At 71.6% G+C, this 18024-nt stretch carries 17 protein-coding genes; 11 read left to right on the forward strand and 6 right to left on the reverse strand.

Annotated features, from left to right (window positions below):
- Positions 1-21: 21 nt before the first annotated feature.
- Positions 22-996, forward strand: coding sequence for a helix-turn-helix domain-containing protein (locus AB0C73_RS26325; RefSeq protein ID WP_362534685.1), 975 nt, complete (start codon positions 22-24; stop codon positions 994-996).
- Between the two features lie 24 nt (positions 997-1020).
- Here AB0C73_RS26325 and AB0C73_RS26330 read toward each other — a convergent pair whose 3' ends face one another.
- Positions 1021-1461 (reverse strand): GNAT family N-acetyltransferase, encoded by a 441-nt coding sequence (locus AB0C73_RS26330; RefSeq protein WP_362534687.1) that lies wholly within the window; start codon positions 1459-1461, stop codon positions 1021-1023.
- Between the two features lie 124 nt (positions 1462-1585).
- On the opposite strand from AB0C73_RS26330, the gene AB0C73_RS26335 reads away from it, so the two are divergent.
- Positions 1586-2335 carry a Mut7-C RNAse domain-containing protein gene (locus AB0C73_RS26335; RefSeq protein ID WP_362534690.1) on the forward strand — a complete coding sequence of 250 codons (750 nt, stop codon included), beginning with the start codon at positions 1586-1588 and terminating at the stop codon, positions 2333-2335.
- Between the two features lie 90 nt (positions 2336-2425).
- Here AB0C73_RS26335 and AB0C73_RS26340 read toward each other — a convergent pair whose 3' ends face one another.
- Positions 2426-2986 carry a TetR family transcriptional regulator gene (locus AB0C73_RS26340; protein WP_362534693.1) on the reverse strand — a complete coding sequence of 187 codons (561 nt, stop codon included), beginning with the start codon at positions 2984-2986 and terminating at the stop codon, positions 2426-2428.
- 206 nt (positions 2987-3192) lie between these two features.
- Between AB0C73_RS26340 and AB0C73_RS26345 the strand changes: the two genes are divergently transcribed.
- Positions 3193-4677: an FAD-dependent oxidoreductase gene (locus AB0C73_RS26345; RefSeq protein WP_362534695.1), complete on the forward strand. Its 1485-nt coding sequence runs from the start codon at positions 3193-3195 to the stop codon at positions 4675-4677.
- Between the two features lie 55 nt (positions 4678-4732).
- Here the strand turns inward: AB0C73_RS26345 and AB0C73_RS26350 are convergent, their stop codons facing one another.
- A complete protein-coding gene (locus AB0C73_RS26350; RefSeq protein WP_362534697.1) occupies positions 4733-5224 on the reverse strand; it encodes a hypothetical protein in 492 nt (163 codons plus the stop codon).
- A gap of 110 nt (positions 5225-5334) precedes the next feature.
- Here AB0C73_RS26350 and AB0C73_RS26355 point away from each other — a divergent pair, with 110 nt between their 5' ends.
- The 4 genes from AB0C73_RS26355 to AB0C73_RS26370 all read left to right on the forward strand — a co-directional run bounded on the left by AB0C73_RS26355 (position 5335) and on the right by AB0C73_RS26370 (position 8063).
- Entirely contained in the window at positions 5335-5670 is a 336-nt protein-coding gene (locus AB0C73_RS26355; protein ID WP_362534700.1) for a YnfA family protein, read from the forward strand.
- 67 nt (positions 5671-5737) lie between these two features.
- Entirely contained in the window at positions 5738-6502 is a 765-nt protein-coding gene (locus tag AB0C73_RS26360) for an SDR family NAD(P)-dependent oxidoreductase (RefSeq protein ID WP_362534702.1), read from the forward strand.
- Positions 6503-6577: 75 nt separating this feature from the next.
- Positions 6578-7249 (forward strand): DUF2278 family protein, encoded by a 672-nt coding sequence (locus tag AB0C73_RS26365; protein WP_362534704.1) that lies wholly within the window; start codon positions 6578-6580, stop codon positions 7247-7249.
- A 541-nt stretch (positions 7250-7790) separates the two neighbouring features.
- Positions 7791-8063, forward strand: a complete 273-nt coding sequence (locus tag AB0C73_RS26370; protein WP_362534706.1) for a hypothetical protein — start codon at positions 7791-7793, stop codon at positions 8061-8063.
- 58 nt (positions 8064-8121) lie between these two features.
- Here the strand turns inward: AB0C73_RS26370 and AB0C73_RS26375 are convergent, their stop codons facing one another.
- Positions 8122-9315 (reverse strand): RtcB family protein, encoded by a 1194-nt coding sequence (locus AB0C73_RS26375; protein ID WP_362534709.1) that lies wholly within the window; start codon positions 9313-9315, stop codon positions 8122-8124.
- 175 nt (positions 9316-9490) lie between these two features.
- Between AB0C73_RS26375 and AB0C73_RS26380 the strand changes: the two genes are divergently transcribed.
- The 3 genes from AB0C73_RS26380 (at position 9491) to AB0C73_RS26390 (ending at position 12769) form a co-directional block, all read left to right on the forward strand.
- Positions 9491-10432 (forward strand): DUF3558 domain-containing protein, encoded by a 942-nt coding sequence (locus AB0C73_RS26380; RefSeq protein ID WP_362534712.1) that lies wholly within the window; start codon positions 9491-9493, stop codon positions 10430-10432.
- Between the two features lie 132 nt (positions 10433-10564).
- On the forward strand, positions 10565-11302 hold the full coding sequence (locus AB0C73_RS26385; RefSeq protein WP_362534715.1) for a DUF3558 domain-containing protein: 738 nt from the start codon (positions 10565-10567) through the stop codon (positions 11300-11302).
- Between the two features lie 108 nt (positions 11303-11410).
- Positions 11411-12769, forward strand: a complete 1359-nt coding sequence (locus AB0C73_RS26390) for a DUF2637 domain-containing protein (protein WP_362534718.1) — start codon at positions 11411-11413, stop codon at positions 12767-12769.
- Between the two features lie 66 nt (positions 12770-12835).
- Here the strand turns inward: AB0C73_RS26390 and lysS are convergent, their stop codons facing one another.
- Positions 12836-14557: a lysine--tRNA ligase gene (gene lysS / locus AB0C73_RS26395; RefSeq protein ID WP_362534721.1), complete on the reverse strand. Its 1722-nt coding sequence runs from the start codon at positions 14555-14557 to the stop codon at positions 12836-12838.
- A gap of 233 nt (positions 14558-14790) precedes the next feature.
- Here lysS and argS point away from each other — a divergent pair, with 233 nt between their 5' ends.
- Positions 14791-16575, forward strand: coding sequence for an arginine--tRNA ligase (argS, locus tag AB0C73_RS26400; RefSeq protein ID WP_362534723.1), 1785 nt, complete (start codon positions 14791-14793; stop codon positions 16573-16575).
- Between the two features lie 56 nt (positions 16576-16631).
- On the opposite strand, the gene AB0C73_RS26405 is transcribed toward argS, so the two are convergent.
- Positions 16632-17783 carry a helix-turn-helix transcriptional regulator gene (locus AB0C73_RS26405; RefSeq protein ID WP_362534725.1) on the reverse strand — a complete coding sequence of 384 codons (1152 nt, stop codon included), beginning with the start codon at positions 17781-17783 and terminating at the stop codon, positions 16632-16634.
- Between the last annotated feature and the right edge of the window lie 241 nt (positions 17784-18024).

Below are 18024 nucleotides of genomic sequence, written 5' to 3' on the forward strand. Positions count from 1 at the left end.
CCGCGATCTAGCATGCAGGGCATGACGCCCGCCGCCTCCGGACCGGACCGAGGACCAGGACCGGGTCCGGGGCCGGGACCGGGTCCGGGTCCGGGACCGGGGCCCCGGCGCGACACCCGGGGGATCGTCGACGCGGCGGAGCTGCTCGCCCGGGTCCGATTCCGGCGGCACCTGCCCGCGCCCGCGCTCCGCCCGTATCTGGAGCACTACTGGCTGATCGACTGGGACCTCGCGGAGCCGTACGCCTCGCACGTCGTCCCGCACCCCTCCGTGAACGTCGTCTTCGAGCGCGGCATGGGGCAGGGAGCCCCGGCGGACTCGGCGGTGGTCTCCGGCATCGGTCTGGAACTGTCCACCAGGAAACTCACCGGCACCGGCCGGGCCTGCGGCGTGCAGTTCCGGCCCGGCGGCTTCCGCCCGTTCGCGCCCGCGTGGCCGGTGTCGCACTGGACGGGCCGGATCGCCCCGCTCACCGAGGCGTTCCCGGCCGCAGGACAGGCCGCGGGGCAGGCCGCGGGGCCGAAGCCGGAGCCGGCCCCGGAGGACCCCTCCGGCACCCTGAACCTGGCTCTGACCCGCGTCCTGTCCCCCGCCGAGGACCACGCGCGCGTGGCGGCGCTCGACGCGTTCCTGCTCGCCCACGGCCCCGCCCCGGACCCGGCGGCCGAGCAGGCGATGGCCCTGGTGGACCTGGTCCGTACCGACCGGAGCATGCGCCGGGTATCCGCACTCGCCCGCGCGGCCGGCCTGTCGCCGCGCTCGCTCCAGCGCCTCTTCGCCTCTCACGTGGGCGTCGGCCCGAAGTGGGTCATCCTCCGCTACCGCATCCACGAGGCCCTGGAACGCGCCGAGTCCGCCGCCCCCGCCGAGCCCCCGGACTGGGCCGCGCTCGCCGCCGACCTCGGCTACAGCGACCAGGCCCATCTCGTACGCGACTTCACGGCCACGGTCGGAGTGCCGCCGTCCGCGTACGCCCGGGCACTGTCAGTGGCCTGACCCACGGTCGAGACGCACCGCGCCTCACGGCAGGGGCTTGAGCTCCCGGGAGAAGTGGAAGGCGACGATGTCGAAGCGTTCGCGCAGGTAGAAGCGGTGGGCGCCGGTGCGGTGGGTGCCGGAGTCCAGGTCGAGCTCGTGGCAGCCGGCCGCGCGGGCGTGGCCCTCCAGGTGGGCGATCATCGCGTGCCCGACGCCGCCGGAGCGGGCGTTCTCGCTGGTCACCAGGTCGTCCACGTACAACTGCTTCACGGTGCTGGTGTTGATCACGATCCGCCACCCGGCGGCGCCGACGCACGCCCCGTCGTCCGCGTACGCGGCGCTGAAGCGCAGGCCCTGGGCGTGGCCGGTCGCGTAGATGTCGTGGAACAGCTCCTGGGTGAGGTGCGGGCGCAGCTCGCGCAGCACCGGCAGCAGTTCGGTCTCCAGGCGCGGGTCGCCGGGCTCGAGATCGATGATCTTCATAGCGGGACCGTACCCCGGCCCGGGTCCGGGGACGAGGCCCTGCCGACCGCGGGCGCGGGCGCGTGCGGGGGGTGGGGGCGGAATTGCCTGGCAGGGCAGGCGCGGCCGGTGACATTCTGGCGGGGTGAACGGACCGGAGATCCAGATCGCCTTCGCCCCCGGACTGCGGCTCTTCGTCGCGGCGGACCGCCGAGCGGGGCACACCGCCGTGGCCACGGACGGCGCCTCGTCGCTCGGGCATGTCGTGGAGTCGCTCGGCGTGCCGCTGACCGAGGCCGGGCGGCTGCTGGTGAACGGGCGGCCGGTCGCGCCGTCGCACGTTCCGGCGGCCGGCGAGACGGTCGAGGTGGAGGGGGTCGAGCGGCCCCAGGCGGTGCCGGGCGCGCCGCTCCGGTTCCTGCTCGACGTGCACCTGGGGACGCTGGCCCGCCGGCTGCGGCTGCTCGGTGTCGACGCGGCGTACGAGAGCGAGGACATCGGCGACCCGGCGCTCGCCGCGCTCTCGGCGAAGGAGCGGCGGGTCATGCTGTCCCGGGACCGGGGGCTGCTGCGCCGCCGCGAACTGTGGGCGGGCGCCTACATCTACAGCGACCGGCCGGACGACCAGCTGCGGGACGTGCTGGAGCGCTTCGCGCCGCCGCTCGCGCCGTGGACCCGGTGCACGGCGTGCAACGGGCCGCTCGCGGAGGCCGACAAGGACGCGGTGCGGGAGCGCCTTGAGAAGGGCACGAAGAACACGTACGACGTGTTCGCGCAGTGCACGGTGTGCGACCGGGTCTACTGGCGGGGTGCCCATCACGCCCGTCTGGAGGCGATCGTGACGGACGCGGTCCGCGAGTTCGGCGCCGCGCCGACGCCGACCACCTCCCGCTGATCCCCCGCTGCCCCCATTACCTTCTTGACCTTCTTGGTGGCCCCGCGCTGCCCCCGATGACCCCGCGCGCTCCTGTCCCTCGGAGAGGTCCTACGGCGCCTCGGCCGTCAGATAGCGCTGGACCGTCGGCCCCAGCCAGGCGATGACGTCCTCGCGGGGCATCTCCACGGCCGGCGGCACCCGCAGCACATAGCGGGCGAGCGCCATGCCGAGGATCTGTGAGGCGACGAGCGCGGCGCGGCGCGGGGCGTCGGCCGGGTCGGGGCAGACACCGAGCGCGACCGGGCCCAGCTGCTCGGCGAAGATCGTCCGCATCCGCTCGGCCGCGGCGGCGTTGGTGACGCCCACCCGCAGCAGCCCGGTCAGCACGTCGTCGCGCTCCCAGCGGTCCAGGAAGTGCTCGACCAGGGTGGCCCCGACGTGCCGCGCGGGGAGCGAGCCCAGTGCGGGGAGCTCCAGCTCGATCGTGGAGGCGGCGGCGAACAGCCCCTCCTTGTTGCCGTAGTAGCGCATGACCATCGACGGGTCGATGCCCGCGTCGCGGGCGATGGCGCGGATGGTCGCGCGCTCGTAGCCGTCGGCGGCGAAGCGCTCGCGGGCGGCGTCGAGGATCGCGGCGCGGGTGGCGTCGGAGCGGCGTGCGGTCGTCATGCCCACAAGTGTAGGCCAACAGGCGTTGACAACGCGATGCGGGCGGGCCTACATTTGCCTACAAGCGTTGACCCACGCTCGTTGGCCCACATCCGTTGGCCCGCGAGCGTCGACGGCAGCCGGCCGACAACCGGCCGACAACCGGACGGCACGACCACAGGCACGACCGCAGGACGACCAGACCACAGGCACCCCTGGAGGCAGCGATGAGCACCACGGGCACCACCCGCGGCACGGACCACGGCGCCACCCCCGCGCCCACCCACGACACCGACGTCCTCGTCGTCGGCGCCGGCCCCACCGGCCTGCTCCTCGCCGGGGACCTGGCCACCGCCGGACTGAAGGTCACCGTCGTCGAGCGGCGCCCCGCCGGGCACTCCAACCTGACCCGCGCCTTCGCCGTCCACGCCCGCACCCTGGAACAGCTCGACGCCCGCGGCCTCGCGGACGAACTCATCACCACCGGCACGACGATCAGCGCCCTGCGCCTCTTCGGCCGGCTCTCCCTCGACCTCTCCCGGCTGCCCTCGCGATTCCCCTTCCTGCTCATCACCCCGCAGTACGAGGTCGAGCGCCTGCTGGAACGGCGCGCGCTGGCCGCGGGTGTGGACTTCCGGTACGGGACGGAGCTGGGCACCCTGCGCCAGGACACCGGCACCGTCACCGCCGAGCTCACCGGCCCCAGCGGCTCCGGCGGCTCCGGCGACGCCGGGGATGCCGGGGATGCAGACCGTTCCGTCACGATCCGGGCCCGCTACCTGGTCGGCACCGACGGGGTGCGCAGCGCGGTCCGCTCGGCGCTCGGGCTGCCGTTCCCCGGCAACTCGGTGATCCGCTCGATCGTGCTCGCGGACGTGCGCCTCAAGGAGGAGCCCGACCAGCTCCTCACCGTGGCCGCCTCTCCCAGCGGCGAGGCCTTCGCCTTCCTCGCCCCGTTCGGCGACGGCTGGTACCGGATGATGGGCTGGGACCGGCGCCACCAGGTCGCCGACGACGAGCCGGTGGAGCTCGACGAGCTCAAGGGCATCGCCCGCCAGGCCCTGGGCAGCGACTTCGGCATGCACGACGCGCGCTGGATCTCCCGCTTCCACAGCGACGAGCGCCAGGCCCCCGCCTACCGCTCCGGCCGGGTGTTCCTCGCCGGGGACGCCGCCCATGTGCACTCCCCCGCCGGCGGCCAGGGCATGAACACCGGCCTCCAGGACGCCGCCAACCTGTCCTGGCGGCTCGCCGCGGTGCTGCGCGGCGATGCCCCCGACCCCGAGGCCCTGCTCGACGGCTACCAGGCCGAGCGGCACCCCGTCGGCACCCGGGTGCTGCGCAGCAGCGGCGCGATCGTCCGTCTCGCCATGGCCCACACCCCGCTCCAGCGGGCCGCCCGCGATCTCGCGACCCGGCTGATCGGCACCGTCCGCCCGGCCGCCGACCGGGCCATCGGCCAGATCAGCGGCATCGGCATCGACTACGGCTCCGGCGCCCGCCGCGTCCCCGACCTGAAGCTCCGCGAGGGGCGCCTCCACGAGCTGCTGCGCGCGGGCGAATTCGTCCTCGTCGCCCCCGAGGGCACCACCCCGCCCCTCCCCCGCACCGCCCCGGTCACCCCCGACCGCGTCATACGGGCCACCTGGTCCGACCCGGCCCGCCGCGACACCCTCCTCGTCCGCCCCGACGGCTACGCGGCCGCGCTCTGACGCACCCACGGCACCGCGACGCGGCGGGCCACGGCCCCGGAAGGTCCGCGCGGGCTCAGAAGACGTACGGGTCGCCGGTCGCCAGGACCAGGACGCTGTGCCGGTCGTTGCTCGGGTTGCGGTCGGTGGCGCCGTCGCACCAGGCCGTGCGGATGTCGACCGTCAGCTCCTCCGGACTGCCCGCGGTCCGCAGGTCGAGCGCGAGTTCGCCGGTCGCACCGGCCGCCCGCAGCTCGCCCGTGCGGCAGGAGATCACCCGGTCGCTGCTCCACAGGCAGGCCGGCGGCAGCTCCTGCCCGCCCGCCATGGGGGCGGAGAAGGCGAGCCGGACGGTCGCCTGGGAGACGTCCGACGGACCGTGGTTCTCGCTCACCAGCCGCACCCCCAGCCGGCCCTCCCAGAGGGAGGCATGCCCGTGGTGGGCCAGGTCCGCCTCGGACCCGGCCGCCGTCCTCGCACCGGCCGCGGCCTGGGCCGCGGTCCCGGCGCCGGTCACCAGGGCGGCCGCCAGGGCCGTACCGAGCAGGGCCTTACGCATCGCACTCATGCACCGAAGATACCGATTGATCCGCATATATTCTGACTACCCGTCAGTACTCGTCGCCGCGTGTCCTCGCACCGAACCCCGCCCCCACCGCCCATGACACCCTGACCCCCATGCTCATCGCCCGCTCCGCCGCCCTGTTCGCCGTCGCCGCGCTCTTCGAGATCGGCGGCGCCTGGCTCGTCTGGCAGGGCGTACGCGAACACCGCGGCTGGGCCTGGATCGGCGCCGGCGTCATCACCCTCGGCATCTACGGCTTCGTCGCCACACTCCAGCCCGACGCCCAGTTCGGCCGCATCCTCGCCGCCTACGGCGGCGTGTTCGTGGCCGGATCGCTCGCCTGGGGCATGGTCGCCGACAGATACCGCCCCGACCGCTGGGACGTCACCGGCGCACTGATCTGCCTGGCCGGCATGGCCGTGATCATGTGGGCCCCGCGCAGCCGCTGACCTGCCCCCGCCTATCCTGACCACGCCAGCCACCAGCCCCACCGACCACCCGCGCGAGGAGCCCGTCATGACCGCCCCCGGCAAGCCCATCGCCGTCGTCACCGGAGCGAGCAGCGGCATCGGCGCGGCCACCGCCCGACAGCTCGCCGCCGCCGGCTACCGCGTCGTCCTCACCGCCCGCCGCAAGGACCGCATCGAAGCCCTCGCCGCCGAGCTCAACGAGACCGGCCACCAGGCCACCGCATACGCCCTGGACGTCACCGACCGCGCCGCCGTCGACGAGTTCGCCACCGCGTTCGGCACCCTCGCGGTCCTCGTCAACAACGCCGGCGGCGCCCTCGGCGCCGACCCCGTCGCCACCGGCGACCCCGAGGACTGGCGCCGGATGTACGAGGTCAACGTCATCGGCACGCTCAACCTCACCCAGGCCCTGCTCCCCGCCCTCACCGCGAGCGGCGACGGCACGGTGGTCGTCGTCTCCTCCACCGCCGGCCACGCCACCTACGAGGGCGGCGCGGGCTACGTCGCCGCCAAGAACGGCGCCCGCGTCCTCGCCGAGACCCTCCGCCTGGAGATCGTCGGCACCCCGGTCCGCGTCATCGAGATCGCCCCCGGCATGGTCAAGACCGACGAGTTCGCCACCACCCGCTTCCGCGGCGACACCGAGAAGGCCGCCAAGGTCTACGCGGGCGTGGCCGAGCCGCTCACCGCGGACGACGTCGCCGACACCATCACCTGGGCCTGCACCCGCCCCCCGCACGTCAACATCGACCTCCTCGTCGTCCGCCCCCGCGCCCAGGCCTCCAACACCAAGGTCCACCGCGAGCTCTGACCGCCGCCACCCGTCACCCGGCGGCGCACGGAGCGCCGCCGGGCCGCGAGACGCTCCGGCTGCTTCACTGACCGCATGCCCTTCGCTCACTACGGCGTGCTCACGGGATCCCTCCACCACCACTACCGCGACCAGCCGGACAACCAGGGCCGCTGGTTCCACATCAACCTGGAGGTGGACGCGCCGGCCGGGCGCTACCACTGCGCGGTCGACGTCGACAGCCACAAGTCCAACGTGGGCGTGCAGTGGAAGCGCCTCGTCCTGGACGCCACCGCGCTCGGCCCGGCCGCGGCCCTCCCGCCCGGCTACCACGACCTGGCACCCGCGCCGGACTCCGGCGCCCTGGACTATCTGCGCCACCCGGCCCTGGTGGACCACTCCGGCGTCCTCTTCCAGCGCCGCCCCCCGTCCTGGCTCCAGGACCTGCTCGACCTCTTCGGCTCACACCCCTGGCAGGCCGGCTCCAACGTCGAAGCGGCCACCGCCCTCGAACCGATGCTGGTCACAGGACGCCGGATCCTCGTCTTCGGCGAGCCCTTCACCGACGACCCCGAAGGCGACCTCGGCATGCACAACGTGCACCAGAACCAGGGCGACCCGGTCGGCTCCCAGTGGTGGGACGAGAACGGCATCTGGCAGGACGGCGCCACAGCCGCCCTCCGCCCGGACGGCCGCTACGACGTCTTCCTCAACCGCTTCTCCAGCCAGTCCGACCGCACGAACCCCGCAGGCCACCCGACGACCTGACTCGTTCGGGTGAACCACCCAGAAAGCCCCAACGCCGGTCGAACGCCCGACCTACGGTCGAAACAACCCCATACAGAACGGCCCTCGGTCGGGATAGCCGTCCCGACCGAGAGCCTCACCATCAGGAAGAGGCGACTTCCCATGGCTGAATACGACCCTAACGCGCCGACGCTCTTCGACCTCGCAGCGCCCGCCAGTTCCTTCATGGACCTGGAAAACCCCGACTACGCCTACATGTTCGGCTTCCTCCAGGCCGACGGACACCTCGCCCAAGGAACAAGGCTCAGGGGCAGGCTGACCGTCGAGATCAACGCCCGCGACATCGCGATCCTGGAAGAGTTCCAGCGACTCACGCCGTACAACAGCAGCATCACCCAACGCACCCGGGCGACGAACTTCGCCGAAGTCAGCCACACGGCCACCTGGAGCCTGTGCGCCCTGGAAGCCCGCACAACGCTCAACGAGCTCGGCCCACTACACCAATCGGACTCTGGGAATCCGGAAGCTACCTGGCCGCAACAAGCGCGACAGCATCTACAACGTGACGTACATGCAGGAAGCTGGCGTGGCACTCGCACAGCACCTCTACACGCCCGGCGCACTCGCCCTCGACCGCAAGAAGGCCGCAGCGACGGAAGTCAGCGCCTGGCAACGCCCGGCCGACATGGCTCCGCCTCGCCAGCGGCGCACGTGGACTCCACTGGAAGACCGGATCCTGCTCGAAGCAGCAACGATCGATGATGCCGCCGCAGCACTCGGCCGGACCCACCGGTCCTGCAATCTGCGCCGTTGGCGCCTTCTGAAAAAGGACTGACCCCCGCACCGCATGAATAGGGCCGATGCGCACGCATCGGCCCTCTCGGCATCTCGTCTCAGCCCTTCACGTTCACGACCTGCTTCAGCTTGGCGACCACCTCGACCAGGTCCCGCTGCTGCTCCATCACCTTCTCGATCGGCTTGTAAGCACCAGGGATCTCGTCCAGCACACCGGCGTCCTTCCGGCACTCGACGCCCCGGGTCTGCTCCTCCAGGTCCCTGGTCGTGAACCGCCGCTTCGCCTCGCTGCGGCTCATCCGGCGACCCGCGCCGTGCGAGGCCGAATTGAACGCGGCCTCGTTGCCGAGCCCCTTCACGATGTACGAGCTGGTGCCCATGGAGCCCGGGATGATGCCGAACTCGCCCGAGCCGGCCCGGATCGCGCCCTTGCGAGTGACAAGCACGTCCATTCCCTCGTACCGCTCCTCCGCCACGTAGTTGTGGTGGCAGGAGATCACCGGCTCGAAGCTGACCTTCGCTTTGCGGAACTCCCGGCGGACGACCTCCTGGAACAGCGCCATCATGATCGCGCGGTTGTACCTGGCGTACTCCTGCGCCCAGAACAGGTCGTTCCGGTAGGCCGCCATCTGCGGGGTGTCCGCGATGAACACCGCGAGGTCGCGGTCGACCAAGCCCTGGTTGTGCGGCAGTTTCTGCGCCACGCCCATGTGGTATTCGGCGAGCTCCTTGCCGATATTGCGGGAGCCGGAGTGCAGCATGAGCCAGACAAACCCTTGGCCATCGATGCAAACTTCGCAGTAGTGATTTCCGCTGCCGAGCGTCCCAATCTGCTTTTCAGCCCGCTCCCGGCGGAACTTCACCGGATCCGCCACCGTGTCAAACCGCGACCAGAAGTCGCCCCACCCCGCCGTCGGGAACTGGAACAGCCGCGCCGGGTCCACCGCCTCGCGGTGCATCCCCCGACCCACCGGGATCGCCTGCTCGATCTTGGAGCGCAGTCGCGAGAGGTCGCCCGGCAGGTCGTTCGCGGTCAGGGAGGTCTTGACGGCCGACATGCCGCAGCCGATGTCCACGCCCACCGCCGCCGGGCAGACCGCGTCGCGCATGGCGATCACGGAGCCGACCGTGGCGCCCTTGCCGTAGTGCACGTCGGGCATCACGGCGAGGCCCTTGATCCAGGGCAGCGTCGCGACGTTCTGCAGCTGGCGCATCGCGCCGTCCTCGACGGAGCCCGGATCGGTCCACATCCGGATGGGCACCTTCGCGCCCGGTACCTCTACGTACGACATAGCCCCTCGATTCCCCCAAAAAGTCTGATAACGCAAAAACCGGAGCCAAAGCCCGTACAGGTGACTGCGGACCGGCATCAACGGCGGCGTGTGCGATACACATTGTGTTCACCGCGCCATGCGGCGCGGCAATCGGTTTTCGGGGGACGCCTCCCGGAGAAGGGAGCCTGGGATCGTGCAGCGCAAGGCGTACGGACCGGGGCGCGTGCAGGGTCGGTCCGGGTCCGCGGTGGTGTCCGCGGTCGCCCTCGCCCTGGGTCTCGGTATCGGCCTGACGGGCTGTTCCTCCGGCACCACCACGGACAAGGAGGCGGTCGACTCGAAGGCGGGTCCCGCCACCGTCACCGCGCCGCCCGGCCGCTACCGCACGCTGTTCGATCCGTGCGGCGCCGTGCCGCGGGCGACGCTGAAGGATCTGCTGCCGGGGGCCGCCGGGCTGCCGGAGGCGGATCGCGACCGGACGTACCGCGGTGACGCGGCCGCCACCTTCGACACCGACCGGCGGGTGGGCTGCGGCTGGAAGTCCGACGCGCCCGACGCCACGCACCGGCTGAGCCTGGACATCGAGCGGGTGGTCTCGTACGACCCGGCGGTCAGCGACGACGACCGTGCGCAGGAGGTGTACGGGCGCAAGCAGGCGGCCGCGGGCATCGCACCGGCGCCCACCGCGCAGCCGACCGCGCCGGCTACCTCACCGGCCACGCCGACCGCCACCGCGCCCCCGCCCGCGACGCCCGCCGGCGGCGGCGCCACCTCCGCCCTGGCCGGTCACCAGCCCCAGGGCCCTCAGGCACCTCAGCTGCCCCAGGGCCCCCAGGGCAGCACGGCCCCGGCCGCGCCCACCACGCCCACCACGCCCGTCTCCCCCACCACCGGCCTTGAGCCCCGCACTCTCGACGGTCTCGGCGATGTCGCGTTCGTCGACGACACCCTCTCCACCACCGGCCCGTCCGGCGCCAAGAGGCTCGTCAGCGTGGTGTTCCGCACATCGAACGTCATCGTGACGGTGTCCTACGAGGAGCAGACGACCGCCTCCGCGGAGCTGCCGGACAGCAGGGAACTGCAGGAAAAGGCCCGGAATCTGGCCCGGCTGCTCGCCGAGCGCCTTGAGGAGTAGCCACCCGGACCCGCTCCGTGAGCGGGGCGGGACCACGTAACGTGTCGGCGTATCCGCCCGTCGGCAGCCGGCCGTCGGCCGGCCGGACGTGCTCAGGCGCCCCGGGCCGTACGACAAACGACTGAAGGAACCATGCAGCGATCTGCCCAGCGACTCTCCCGCATACTCGCCTGCGCCGCCGTCCCGGTGATGCTCGTCGCCGCCGGTTGCTCCTCCGGATCGGACTCCGGCGGCAAGGGCGGCTCGGGCACCCCGGACAAGGCCGGTTCGTCGTCCTCGGCGGCGCCGCAGTCGACGCAGCCGACGAAGAAGGTGGAGCCCGCGAAGTTCGGGAAGCTGCCGGAGATCTGCAAGTCCGTCTCGGCGAAGACGGTCGAGAGCCTCGTGCCGAAGGTGAAGAACAAGAACGGCACGGAGGCCGCCTCCAGCGACTCCGCCAGCCGCGGCGGCTGCTCGTGGAACGGCCTGGAGGACAAGGGCACCAAGGGCTCGCAGTACCGCTGGCTCGACGTCTCCTTCTACCGCTACGAGTCGGACGCGACGCTCGGCAGCGGCCAGGAGCGGGCCGCGGAGAACTACGCCAAGGAGCTGGCCAAGGTCCAGGCCACCGAGGGCGCGAAGAAGCTGAGGACGACGCAGACCGCGGGTGTCGGCGAGCAGGCCGACACCGTGACGTACACGCTGCGCAAGACCGACGAGGACTTCACGTACGCCTCGGTGGTCGCCCGTACGGGCAATGTCGTGCTGCTGCTCTCGTACAACGGCGCCGGCTACGCGGGGGCGGACACCCCGTCCGACAAGACGATCGCGGACGGTGCGCTGAAGGCCGCCAAGGAGGCGGTCGCGGCCGTCGAGGCGGCCAACAAGTAGGCGTTTGGCCGGATTGGTTCCGGAGCCCGGTCCTCCCCAGAGGGCCGGGCTCCGCGCACATGTGCCAGTCTGTGCCCGCGAGATGTCGAACGACGGGAGGGATCGCGGGTGGCCGCGATGCAGCTGACACGCACGCACCGGATACTCATCGGCCTGGTCGTCGCGGGCGCGGTGATCATCGCCGGCATCGGTTTCGCCGGCTCGTACGCCGCGGTGCGCGAGCTCGCCGTCGACAAGGGCTTCGGGAACTTCTCGTACTTCTTCCCGATCGGCATCGACGCGGGCATCTGTGTGCTGCTCGCGCTCGACCTGCTGCTGACGTGGATCCGTATCCCGTTCCCGCTGCTGCGGCAGACGGCGTGGGTGCTGACGGCGGCGACGATCGCGTTCAACGGCGCGGCGGCGTGGCCGGACCCGTTGGGTGTGGGCATGCACGCGGTGATCCCGGTGCTGTTCGTGGTCGCGGTGGAGGCGGCGCGGCATGCGGTGGGCCGGATCGCGGACATCACGGCCGACAAGCACATGGAGGGCGTGCGGCTGACGCGCTGGCTGCTGTCGCCGATCCCGACGTTCCGGCTGTGGCGGCGGATGAAGCTGTGGGAGCTGCGCTCGTACGAGCAGGTGATCAAGCTGGAGCAGGAGCGGCTGGTCTACCAGGCGCGGCTGCAGGCGCGTTACGGGCGCATGTGGCGGCGTAAGGCGCCGGTGGAGGCGCTGATGCCGCTGCGGCTCGCGAAGTTCGGTGTGCCGCTCGCGGAGACGGCGGCGGCGGGGCTTGCGGCGGCGGGTGTGGAACCGGTGCTGCTGCCCCCGGCTCCGGTCACCCCGGAGCTAGAGCAGGCCCCCGCGCAGGCTCCCGTGCAGGCGCAGGCGCAGATGTCCGCTCAGATGATGCAAATGATGCAGGCACAGGCGCAGATGCAGGCGCAGATGCAGCCGGGGACGGCGACGGTGCCGCAGCAGGCGGGGCCCCAGCAGATGGTGCCCCAGCAGGTGCCCGGGCAGCCGGGGCAGCCGGACCAGGCGCAGATGCAGATGCCGGTGCCGGTGCCGGTGCCGGTCCAGGTGAACCATGAGAGCCCTTGGTTCGACGCCCCGCAGGTGACGCCGGAGGCGTACGAGGGCACCTACAACCCGAACATCGTGGAGGGCCTGGAGCCGACCCCGGTGCCGGTCCCGCTCGGCCCGGAGGACATCCCTCCGGCGACGGGTCCGGAGGAGTTCGTCCCGTACCCGGAGTACGTGGAGCCGGAGCCCTCGGCCGAGGCGTTCGAGGAAGCGGTCTACAAGGCCATGTGGGAGTTCACGCAGGAGAACCAGCAGTACCCCACGATCGACCAGGTCGACATACTGCTCGCGGAGCGGTACGAGATGCGGCACCCGCGCAGCGTGGCGATGCTGCGTCAGATCATGCCCGTGGTGCGTCAGCGCCTCGACCAGGAGATGGCGGACAACCACATCGCCTGACCGGACGGACCGCATGACGGAGGGCCGTCACCCGTGCTGCGGGTGGCGGCCCTCCGTCATGTGGCGTTACGCGGCCAGCAGCTTCCTGACCCGGTCCGCGCCCACCGCGAGGAGCAGTGTGGGCAGGCGCGGGCCCGTCTCGCGGCTCACCAGGAGCTTGTAGAGCAGCGCGAAGAAGGAGCGCTGGGCCAGCTTGAGCTCCGGGGTGGGCTTGGCCTCGGGGTCGAGGCCGGCCATGACCTTCGGGACGCCGTAGACCAGGGTGGTCAGGCCGTCGAGGGACCAGTGGGTGTCGAGGCCCTCCAGGAGGAGGCGCAGCGACTCGCGGCCCTCGTCGTCGAGCGAGCCGAGGAGCTCGGCGTCGGGCTCGTCGCGGACGATGGTGCGCTGGTCGGCCGGGACCTGGGTGGTGATCCAGTTCTCGGCGCGGTCGAGCCGCGGGCGGACCTCGTCGAGCGAGACGACCGGGTTCTCCGGGTCGAGCTCGGTGAGGATGCGCAGGGTCTGCTCGTCGTGGCCGGCGGTGATGTCCATGACGGAGGCCAGCGTGCGGTACGGCAGCGGGCGCGGGGTGCGCGGCAGCTCGCCGGCCGCGGTGCGGGCGGCGCGCCCGTACGCGGCGGCGTCGGCCGGGAGGACGGAGCCGTCGGCGACCTTGGCCTCCAGCTTGTCCCACTCGTCGTACAGCCGCTGGATCTCCTGGTCGAAGGCGATCTTGAAGGACTGGTTGGGCCGGCGGCGGGCGTAGAGCCAGCGCAGCAGCTGCGGTTCCATGATCTGCAGGGCGTCGGCCGGGGTGGGCACGCCGCCGCGGGACGAGGACATCTTGGCCATGCCGCTGATGCCGACGAACGCGTACATGGGGCCGATCGGCTGGACGCCGTCGAAGATGCCGACGATCTGGCCGCCGACCTGGAAGGACGAGCCGGGCGAGGAGTGGTCGACGCCGGAGGGCTCGAAGATGACGCCCTCGTACGCCCAGCGCATGGGCCAGTCGACCTTCCAGACCAGCTTGCCGCGGTTGAACTCGCTGAGCTTGACGGTCTCGGCGAAGCCGCAGGAGGAGCAGGTGTAGGAGAGCTCGGTGGTCTCGTCGTCGTAGGCGGTGACGGTGGTGAGGTCCTTCTCGCACTGCCCGCAGTAGGGCTTGTACGGGAAGTAGCCCGCGCCGCCGCCGGAGCCGTCGTCCTCGCCGGCCGCGCCGGAGCCCTCGGCGGCCTCCAGCTCGGCCTCGTCGACCGGCTTCTGGGACTGCTTCTTGGGCGCCTTCTTCGTCCGGTACTGGTCGAGGATGGCGTCGATGTCGCCGCGGTGGCGCATCGCGTGCAGGACCTGCTCGCGGTAGACACCGGAGGTGTACTGCTCGGTCTGGCTGATCGGGTCGTACTCCACGCCGAGCTCGGCGAGCGCCTCGACCATGGCGGCCTTGAAGTGCTCGGCCCAGTTCGGGTGCGCCGAGCCGGCCGGGGCCGGGACGGAGGTCAGCGGCTTGCCGATGTGCTCGGCCCAGGTCTCGTCGACGCCCGCGACGCCGTTCGGCACCTTGCGGTAGCGGTCGTAGTCGTCCCAGGAGATGAGGTGGCGGACCTCGTGGCCCCGGCGGCGGATCTCGTCGGCGACCAGGTGCGGGGTCATGACCTCGCGGAGGTTGCCCAGGTGGATCGGGCCGGACGGGGAGAGGCCGGACGCGACGACGACCGGTTTGCCAGGCGCACGTCGCTCCGACTCGGCGATGACCTCGTCCGCGAAACGGGAGACCCAGTCGGTCTCGGTGCTGCTCTGAGCCACGGTCGGTTCGTCCTTCTTCCTTGGTTCTCTCGGAGCCTTACAGCCTTACGTCAGTCATTGTCCCAGACGGAACGAGACACTCCGAGGTTGTCCACAGGCCGGAACTTCCGGATCTTCCCGAGCCGGGGCTTGTCCACAGGAGGAGAAAACACGTTGCCCACCCGTGGGACACTTGCACAAGCGAAATAGCCCGTAAGACTCCCCCTCAGCCCCTCACAGGAGAACGGAAGCTCATGGCCTCGGTCCCTTCCCTCGCTTCGACCGTGCAGCAGCGCCTCGCGGAAGGTCTCGCGGCAGCCCTGCCGGAGGCCGGGTCCGCCGATCCGCTGCTGCGACGAAGCGACCGGGCCGACTTCCAGGCCAACGGCATCCTGGCGCTCGCCAAGCAGCTCAAGGGCAACCCGCGCGAGCTGGCGACCAAGGTCGTCGAGGCGATCCCGGCCAATGACGTCCTGAAGGACATCGAGGTCTCGGGTCCCGGCTTCCTCAACATCACCGTGTCCGACGCGGCGATCGTGAACACCCTGGCGGCCCGTGCCGCCGACGCGCGCCTCGGCGTGCCGTTCAACGAGGCCGCCGGCACGACGGTGATCGACTACGCCCAGCCGAACGTGGCAAAGGAGATGCACGTCGGGCACCTGCGGTCGGCCGTGATCGGCGCGGCGATGGTCGAGATCCTGGAGTTCACCGGCGAGCAGGTGGTCCGCCGCCACCACATCGGCGACTGGGGCACCCAGTTCGGCATGCTCATCCAGTACCTGATCGAGCACCCGCACGAGCTGGACCACAAGGCCGAGGGTGAGGGCGCGGGCGCGGAGGTCTCCGGCGAGGAGGCCATGTCCAACCTGAACCGGCTGTACAAGGCGTCGCGCGCGCTCTTCGACTCCGACGAGGAGTTCAAGACGCGGGCCCGCGCGCGGGTCGTCGACCTGCAGGCGGGCGACGAGCAGACCCTGGCCCTGTGGCAGCGGTTCATCGACGAGTCGAAGATCTACTTCTACTCGGTCTTCGAGAAGCTCGACATGGACATCCGCGACCCCGACATCGTCGGCGAGTCGGGCTACAACGACATGCTCCAGGAGACCTGCCGGATCCTGGAGGAGTCGGGCGTGGCCGTCCGCTCCGAGGGCGCGCTGTGCGTGTTCTTCGACGACATCAAGGGCCCGGAGGGCAACCCGGTCCCGCTGATCGTCCAGAAGTCCGACGGCGGCTTCGGCTACGCGGCGACGGACCTGTCCGCGATCCGTGACCGGGTGCAGAACCTGAAGGCGTCGACCCTGTTGTACGTGGTGGACGCCCGCCAGTCGCTGCACTTCAAGATGGTCTTCGAGACGGCCCGCCGGGCCGGCTGGCTGAACGACGAGGTGAAGGCCCACCAGCTGGCCTTCGGCACGGTCCTCGGCAAGGACGGCAAGCCGTTCAAGACCCGTGAGGGCGAGACCGTGCGGCTGGTGGACCTGCTGGACGAGGCCGTGGAGCGGGCGACGGCGGTCGTCCGCGAGAAGGCCGAGAAGGTGGGCTTGACGGAGTCGGAGATCGTCGAGAACGGCCAGTACGTCGGCATCGGCGCGGTGAAGTACGCCGACCTGTCGACCTCGGCCGCTCGGGACTACAAGTTCGACCTGGACCAGATGGTCTCGCTCAACGGCGACACGTCGGTCTACCTCCAGTACGCGTACGCGCGCATCAAGTCGATCTTCGGCAAGGCGGGCGACCGCACTCCGCTCGCCCACCCGGAGCTGGCCCTGGCCCCGGCGGAGCGTGCGCTCGGCCTGCACCTGGACTCGTTCGGCGAGCTCGTCCTGGAGACCGCGGAGGAGTACGCGCCGCACAAGCTGGCCGCGTACCTCTACCAGCTGGCGTCGCTGTACACGACGTTCTACGACCAGTGCCCGGTCATCAAGCCGGAGCCGCCGCAGGAGGTCGCGGAGAACCGTCTCTTCCTCTGCGACCTGACGGCCCGGACCCTCCACCAGGGCATGGCCCTGCTCGGCATCCGGACGCCCGAGCGCCTCTGACGCTCACCGGCACGGACGTGCGTACAGGATGACGGCCCCACCCCACGGCGGGGCCGTCACTGTTTCACCCACTCGCCCTTGTCGGGCCAGTAGCCGTAGACCGGCCGGCCCTCGATCGCGCTGGTGCGGAACGGCTGTCCGCCGTCGTCCACCCGGATCCGGCCCTTCGCGTCGCCGCTGCTCCAGTCCAGCTCCAGGTACCAGGTGGCGGCGTTCCGCTCGGTGTGCACATCGAGATCGAGGACCTGGGCGTCGCCGGTGGCGACCTGGTACGGGAAGTCCTTCGCCGGCACCACCCGGTCCCCGTCGTGCCCGGCGACCGGCTTCACGTACGGCCGGGGCGCGTCGAGGTCGATGTCGAAGGTCTGCGGGGTGATCCCGCCGCCGCAGCCGTCGCCCATCGAGTACGCGAACCGGTCCAGCGGCTCGCCCCGCTCCACCACGCGCACATGCAGGGCGCTGAGCACCACGGGCGCCTGGGTGCGGCCGGTCACCGTGAGCTGGAGCTGCATGTGCCCGCCGTCGATCCCGTCGAGCGAGCGCGCCCAGCTGCGGGAGTCCTGGGGCGCGGGCGGCGGCGGTACGTGTCCGGGGTCCTGCCCGAGGAGGAAGTACTGGCCGCAGGGCTCGGCCCAGTTGTACGAGCTGATGCCGACGCTCAGCGGGGCCTCGGCGGCGGGGACGGAGCCCGCGCCGTCGGTGTCCGCGCTCTTCGGGTCGGCGGTGACCCGGCCGACGAGGTAGGTGGCGGGTACGGCGAGCGCGACGAGGGCGACGGCGGCGATGAGGCCGGCCCTGGGGCGCCGCTTGCGGGCAGGCGCTGGCGCGGGGGCGGCGAGGACGACGGGCTCGGGTGCAGGTGCGGGTGCGGGTCCCGGCCCGGGTTCCGGTCCCAGAGCTTCCGGTCCCGGCGCTTCCGGTTCCGGCTCTTCGGCGTCGGAGTCGGAGTCGGCCCGTACGGGTGCCCTCCGGGCCTCGTCCGCGAGGATCCAGGCGCGGTGCAGGTCCATGAGCTCGTCGCGGGAGGCGCCGCAGAGCCGCCCGAGCCGTTCCACGGGCGCGAACTCGGCCGGGACGGCGTCGCCGTTGCAGTAGCGGTGAAGGGTGGAGGTGCTGACGTGCAGGCGCTTGGCGAGCGCCCCGTAACTGAGTCCGGATCGCTCCTTGAGCCCGCGCATCTGCTCCGCGAAGCCGTCCCCCATACCCATGCAGGTCCCCCGTCCGCTCGTACCGCGTCCCAGGAACGCATTCCAGGGGCTTGGTCTTTCCCCAGGTCACAGGCTGTGTGAGCGTTCCAGCGTCCCTCATTGTCCCGTGTCGGTCGACACGGAGTCACGTCGCCCCGCACTGTGGTGGGCATGCCGAACGGACGGGTCACCGACACCGTCGCCATCGCGGTGCTGATCGCCTGCACGGCGATCGTGATGGCCCTTCTCCACAGTCACTGAC

This window comes from Streptomyces sp. NPDC048623, assembly GCF_040650755.1.
Lineage (GTDB): Bacteria > Actinomycetota > Actinomycetes > Streptomycetales > Streptomycetaceae > Streptomyces.

Excerpts from the sequence above, each read along its gene's own strand:
- AB0C73_RS26325 (WP_362534685.1), top strand. The coding sequence starts at position 22 with ATGACGCCCGCCGCCTCCGGACCGGACCGAGGACCAGGACCGGGTCCG.
- AB0C73_RS26330 (WP_362534687.1), bottom strand. The coding sequence starts at position 1,461 with ATGAAGATCATCGATCTCGAGCCCGGCGACCCGCGCCTGGAGACCGAA.
- AB0C73_RS26340 (WP_362534693.1), bottom strand. The coding sequence starts at position 2,986 with ATGACGACCGCACGCCGCTCCGACGCCACCCGCGCCGCGATCCTCGAC.
- AB0C73_RS26345 (WP_362534695.1), top strand. The coding sequence starts at position 3,193 with ATGAGCACCACGGGCACCACCCGCGGCACGGACCACGGCGCCACCCCC.
- AB0C73_RS26350 (WP_362534697.1), bottom strand. The coding sequence starts at position 5,224 with ATGAGTGCGATGCGTAAGGCCCTGCTCGGTACGGCCCTGGCGGCCGCC.
- AB0C73_RS26355 (WP_362534700.1), top strand. The coding sequence starts at position 5,335 with ATGCTCATCGCCCGCTCCGCCGCCCTGTTCGCCGTCGCCGCGCTCTTC.
- AB0C73_RS26360 (WP_362534702.1), top strand. The coding sequence starts at position 5,738 with ATGACCGCCCCCGGCAAGCCCATCGCCGTCGTCACCGGAGCGAGCAGC.
- AB0C73_RS26365 (WP_362534704.1), top strand. The coding sequence starts at position 6,578 with ATGCCCTTCGCTCACTACGGCGTGCTCACGGGATCCCTCCACCACCAC.
- AB0C73_RS26375 (WP_362534709.1), bottom strand. The coding sequence starts at position 9,315 with ATGTCGTACGTAGAGGTACCGGGCGCGAAGGTGCCCATCCGGATGTGG.
- AB0C73_RS26385 (WP_362534715.1), top strand. The coding sequence starts at position 10,565 with ATGCAGCGATCTGCCCAGCGACTCTCCCGCATACTCGCCTGCGCCGCC.
- argS (WP_362534723.1), top strand. The coding sequence starts at position 14,791 with ATGGCCTCGGTCCCTTCCCTCGCTTCGACCGTGCAGCAGCGCCTCGCG.
- AB0C73_RS26405 (WP_362534725.1), bottom strand. The coding sequence starts at position 17,783 with ATGGGTATGGGGGACGGCTTCGCGGAGCAGATGCGCGGGCTCAAGGAG.